This window comes from Nocardioides sp. (assembly GCF_036405735.1).
In the GTDB taxonomy this organism is placed as follows: Bacteria; Actinomycetota; Actinomycetes; order Propionibacteriales; family Nocardioidaceae; genus Nocardioides.
The window spans coordinates 1-5,047 of sequence record NZ_DASWXC010000097.1; the positions used below are offsets into that span (position 1 = coordinate 1).

The window sequence follows — 5,047 nt, forward strand, 5'->3', positions numbered from 1 at the left end:
ACCCACCCCCGAGGCGGAGCCGGCCGCCGCGGACCGGACCGACGCCGAGGCCGAGCGCCGTGCGGAGGAGGAGCGGCTGGCCCGGGAACGGGCGCGCGAGGCCGCCGAGCGGTCGCTGCGCAACGCGCGGGACGACCATGCGCGCGCCGAGCGGCGTACCGCCCGGCTCTCAGCCCGGGTGCTGCAGCTGCAGGCGGAGCTGGAGGAGGCCCGGCGCCGGGTGGCCGACCTCGAGGTCAGCGCGGAGGACGCCGACGAGGAGCTCGCGAGCGCCGAGGAGGACCGCGACGAGGCCGCCGCGCGGGTCGCCGAGGCCGAGGCCGAGGTGGCCGGGCTCAGCGAGCCCAGCTGAGCGAGCGCTGCACGGCCTCCTGCCAGCGCCCGTAGGCGGCGGCGGCCCGGTCGCGGGGCAGCTGCGGCTCGAAGGTGCGGTCCTGGGCCCAGATCTCGGCCAGGTCGTCGGTCGAGGACCACACGCCCGTGCCGAGCCCGGCCAGGTAGGCGGCGCCGATGCCGGTGGTCTCGACCTGGGTGGGACGCGAGACCTCGACGCCCAGCTGGTCGGCCTGGATCTGGCAGAGCAGGTCGTTGGCCGCCGCGCCGCCGTCGACCTTCAGGCAGCTCAGCGCCGCGCGGGTCGGCAGGGTGTCGAGCACGTCGCGGACCTCGAAGGCGATCGCCTCCAGGGTGGCCCGGATCAGGTGGGCGCGGGTGGTGCCGCGGGTGATGCCGAGGATGGTGCCGCGGGCGTGCGGGTCCCAGTGCGGTGCGCCCAGCCCCGTCAGGGCCGGGACGAACACCACGTCGCCGCTGTCGGGCACGGTCGCGGCGATCGCCGCCGTCTCGGCGGCCGAGCCGATGACCTGCAGGCCGTCGCGCAGCCACTGCACGGCCGCACCGGTGACGAAGATGGCGCCCTCGAGCGCGTAGGTCAGCTCGCCGTCGGGGGAGCGCCAGGCCGCCGTCGAGAGCAGGCCGGCGTCGGAGCGCTCGATGGTGCGACCGGTGTTGGTGAGGATGAACGAGCCGGTGCCGTAGGTGCACTTGGCGTCGCCGACATCGAAGCAGGCCTGCCCGAACAGCGCCGACTGCTGGTCACCGGCCAGCCCGGCGATCGGCAGGCTCAGGCCGAGGAACGTCCGCGGGTCGGTCACCGCGATCTCGCCCCAGTTGGGCACCAGGTCGGGCAGGGCGTCGAGCGGCACGCCGAACAGGCCGCAGAGCTCGTCGGACCAGGTGCCGGTCCGCAGGTCCATCAGCAGCGTGCGCGACGCGTTGGAGACGTCGGTGACATGGTGCAGCCCCCGGGTCATCCGGGCGATCAGGTAGGAGTCGACGGTGCCGACGGCGTACCGGCCGGACTCGACCAGCGCCCACGTGTGCGGCTCGTGCTCGGCGATCCACGCCAGCTTGGTCGCGGAGAAGTAGGGGTCCAGTCGGAGCCCGGTGAGCTCGCTGACCCGTGGCTCGTGGCCGGCGGCCTGCAACCGCTCGCAGATCCCCGACGTACGCCGGTCCTGCCACACGATCGCGCGACGCGGCGCCCCGAGAGTCTCGCGGTCCCACAGCACCACGGTCTCGCGCTGGTTCGTGATGCCGATCGCGGTCAGCTCGTCCTCGTGGCCGGCGATCGCGGCCTGGGTGGCGGCCAGGGTGGCGCCCCAGATCTCCTCCGGGGAGTGCTCGACCCAGCCGGGCGTGGGGAAGTGCTGGCCGAACTCCTGGTAGCCCTGCGAGACGATCCGGCCGTCGGACGCGACGACGAACGCGCTCACCCCGGTGGTGCCGGCGTCGATGGCGAGGATGGTCACGAGCCGGCTCCTTCGGTCGAGGCGGCGCCGTTGCCGCCCTTGCGGTTGTACATGAGCCGGTCGGCGCGATCCACCACCTGGTCCAGCGACGCGCCGGGGGGCACCTCCGCCACGCCGGCCGACCACCGGGCCGGGGCGACGGCGGCCAGGGAGTCGAGCAGCCGCTCGGCCGCGTCCGGGCGCAGGCCCGGCAGCAGCAGGACGAACTCGTCGCCGCCGATCCGGCCCACGGCGGCCGGCCGGGGCAGCTGGGTCTGCCATTGCCGGGCGGCCCGGACCAGCAGCTGGTCCCCGGCGCGGTGTCCGTGCCGGTTGTTCACCTCGCGCAGCCCGTCGACGTCGATGACGGCCAACGACAGTGGACTACCGCGACGCCTCGCGGGCGCGGCGAGCCGGCTCCAGGCCTGCTCGAGCCCGTGCCGGTTGAGCGCTCCGGTCAACGGATCGGTCTCGGCCAGGGACTGCATGCGCCGCACCAGCAGCCGCACGATCTCGGCGGCGATGAGCGACTCCACCGCCACGCCGGCCGCGATGGAGGTGAGCACGCCCTCGCCGCGGGCGGCGACGGCCCCGAGCCAGCCGAGCGCGCCGGCGCCGACGATCAGCCGGCCGCGCAGGGTGAGGAACCATCCGGCGTAGATGGCGATCAGCGGCAGGCCTGCGCCGTCGCCGAGGGCGGCGACGTCGATGCGCGTGCCCAGCGTGAGCGCGACGATGACCGCCACGCCCACCGCGACCATGAGCTCCGCCTCCAGGACGGTGAAGGACCGGCCCCGGACGAGTGCCGTGGCGCCGAACGCCAAGGCGATCGCGCTGAGCGTGAGCAGCAGCCACCGCGGGTTCATGTCGTCGGTGTGCAGCATGCCGCTGAGGAACAGGCCGAGCCCGGCCAGGCCGTAGATCGTCGCGCTCACCGCGGCGAGGGCCGGCACACTCCGTCCGCGTACGCCGCCCGCCGGGCCGTCCAGGTCGCTCACCCCGCCCGGTGCTCCCTGACCAGCTCCAGGATCCGTTCGTCGATCCACGACAGGTCGGGGGCGACCCGCATCTCGTAGTTCTCCGTCCCCACCCAGGCCAGGAAGTCGCGGGCGCCGTGAGCCGCCGCGAAGGTCTCGAGCTCCGCCTCGAGGGCCGGGGTCACCGGCACCTTCTCCGCCTCGGTGGAGGCGGTCAGGTAGAGGTCGTTGAGGTCGAGCAGCCGGGCCAGCTCCGGGATCGGCGCGCCCCCGCACGAGGCAGCGTCGTCGACGCGGAGGTCCACGGCAACGTCGTCGAGGCCGCCGTACCCAGCTCCCTCGCGTACGACGAGCAGCGCGGCGCTCTGCCGGCCCCGGCTGTCGCCGCCGGCCGCGTCGCCGGCGGCCAGCGCCGCCAGCAGTCGTCGACCGAGCGGCTCGGCCGGGTCGGAGGCGCGCCAGCTCGCCTCCATGGCGTCGATCACCTCCTCGCCGGTGAGGATGTTGCCCTGGATGGCGTAGCCGTCTCCGGTCACCGACCCGGCCCAGTCCAGGCACGCCGGACCGGTGTGGGAGGCCGCGTTGCCCTCCACGTCGACGATGCCGACCTGCCGGTGGTCGCGCTCGTCGTCCTCCTCGAGCAGCCGCTGCAGCGCGACGGCGGCGGTGGCGCCGTCGTCGAGGTGCGCCAGCGCCAGGCCCTTGTAGGCGACGTTCGCCGCGGCCTGGGTCGCGATCGCGCCGACGCCGGCGACCGCGGCGGGGACGGCGTTGCCGACGGCGAGGAACTTGGAGGCCACGGCGACGCCCCACGAGACCTCACCGGAGGCGGGGTCCACGGCACGGGCCACGATCGAGAAGGTCATGCGCCCGACCCTACTGACCCTCCTGATCGCGGCATCGGGGCCGTGGCGGCGCGACCCCGCTCTCACTACAGTCGCACGCATGAGGCCCATGAAGGTCGGAGTGCTCACCGGAGGCGGCGACTGCCCCGGGCTGAACGCCGTCATCCGTGCCGTGGTCCGCAAGGGGGTGCGGGTGCACGGCTTCGAGTTCGTCGGCTACCGCGACGGCTGGAAGGGCCCCCTGGAGGGGGAGACGATGCCGCTCGGGATCGAGCAGTGCCGCGGCATCCTGCCCCGCGGCGGCACCATCCTGGGCAGCAGCCGCACCAACCCCCTCAAGGTGCCCGACGGCGTGGAGCGGATCCGCGCCAACCTGGAGCGCGACGGCGTCGACGCGCTGGTCGCCATCGGCGGGGAGGACACCCTCGGCGTGGCCACCCGGCTCTCCGAGGTCGGGGTCAAGGTCGTCGGGGTCCCGAAGACGATCGACAACGACCTCTCAGGAACCGACTTCACCTTCGGGTTCGACACGGCCGTCAACATCGCCACCGAGGCGATCGACCGGCTCCACACGACCGCCGAGTCCCACCACCGGGTCCTGGTGGTCGAGGTGATGGGGCGGCACGCCGGTTGGATCGCGCTGCACTCCGGGATTGCTGGCGGAGCGAACATCGTGCTGATCCCCGAGCAGCCCTTCGACATCGACGAGGTCTGCGCCCTGGTGAAGAGCCGGTTCGAGTCGCGGTACGCCCCCATCCTGGTCGTCTCCGAGGGCGCCGTCCCGCGTGACGGCACCGGCATGACGCTGCAGTCCGGGGACGTCGACGACTTCGGTCACGTCCGGCTCGGCGGCATCGGCGACCGGCTCGCGCAGGAGATCGAGCGGCGGGTCGGCTGCGAGGCACGCGCCGTCGTACTCGGCCACGTCCAGCGCGGCGGCTCGCCGACGGCTTTCGACCGCTGGCTGGCGACGAGGCTCGGCCTGCACGCCGTCGACGCGGTCGCCGAGGGGGAGTTCGGCGTCATGACGGCGCTGCGTGGCACCCGCATCGTCCGAGTCCCGCTGGCCGACGCGACCGGGGTGCTCAAGACCGTCAGCCCCGAGGAGTACGCCGAGGCCCAGGTGTTCTTCGGCTGACCGGCGCGTGTGTCCCCGCAAAGTGTCACCGTGACCCTTTGCGGCGAGAGTGACAGTTCGAACTGTCACTCTCGGCCCAAACCGTCACGGTGACAGTTTGCGAGGCGTCATCGTGACGGTGCGAGCACGAGGAGCCGGCTAGGGGACGAGCACGACCTTGCCGGTGGCGTGGCCGCCCTCGACGAGGCGGTGGGCGTCGGCGACCTCGGCGAGCGGGAAGGTCGCGGCGACGGGGACCCGCAGCAGGCCGGAGCCGGCCAGCCGGGCCAGCTCCGGGCGGGCGGCGTCGCGCAGCTC

6 protein-coding genes are annotated in these 5,047 nt (G+C 74.0%); 2 read left to right on the forward strand and 4 right to left on the reverse strand.

Annotation, left to right across the window (positions count from 1 at the left end; genetic code table 11):
• On the forward strand, positions 1 to 352 hold a 352-nt coding region (locus VGE38_RS16110), incomplete at its 5' end, for a hypothetical protein (RefSeq protein ID WP_414690987.1).
• Here the strand turns inward: VGE38_RS16110 and glpK are convergent.
• From glpK to VGE38_RS16125, 3 genes are read right to left on the reverse strand one after another with little or no spacing between them, the layout of a single operon-like run.
• A complete protein-coding gene (gene glpK / locus VGE38_RS16115; RefSeq protein WP_331143574.1) occupies positions 336 to 1,811 on the reverse strand; it encodes a glycerol kinase GlpK in 1,476 nt (491 codons plus the stop codon). The genes VGE38_RS16110 and glpK overlap by 17 nt on opposite strands.
• Positions 1,808 to 2,788 (reverse strand): GGDEF domain-containing protein, encoded by a 981-nt coding sequence (locus VGE38_RS16120; RefSeq protein WP_331143575.1) that lies wholly within the window; start codon positions 2,786 to 2,788, stop codon positions 1,808 to 1,810. Before VGE38_RS16120 ends, glpK begins: the two co-directional genes overlap by 4 nt.
• Complete coding sequence (locus VGE38_RS16125) at positions 2,785 to 3,633, reverse strand: DUF1028 domain-containing protein (protein WP_331143576.1); 849 nt, start codon at positions 3,631 to 3,633, stop codon at positions 2,785 to 2,787. The genes VGE38_RS16120 and VGE38_RS16125 overlap by 4 nt, the downstream gene beginning before the upstream one ends.
• 79 nt (positions 3,634 to 3,712) lie before the next feature.
• On the opposite strand from VGE38_RS16125, the gene VGE38_RS16130 reads away from it, so the two are divergent.
• Positions 3,713 to 4,750, forward strand: coding sequence for a 6-phosphofructokinase (locus VGE38_RS16130; RefSeq protein ID WP_331143577.1), 1,038 nt, complete (start codon positions 3,713 to 3,715; stop codon positions 4,748 to 4,750).
• A 138-nt stretch (positions 4,751 to 4,888) separates the two neighbouring features.
• Here the strand turns inward: VGE38_RS16130 and VGE38_RS16135 are convergent, their stop codons facing one another.
• Positions 4,889 to 5,044 (reverse strand): zinc-binding dehydrogenase, encoded by a 156-nt coding sequence (locus tag VGE38_RS16135; RefSeq protein WP_331143578.1) that lies wholly within the window; start codon positions 5,042 to 5,044, stop codon positions 4,889 to 4,891.
• Between the last annotated feature and the right edge of the window lie 3 nt (positions 5,045 to 5,047).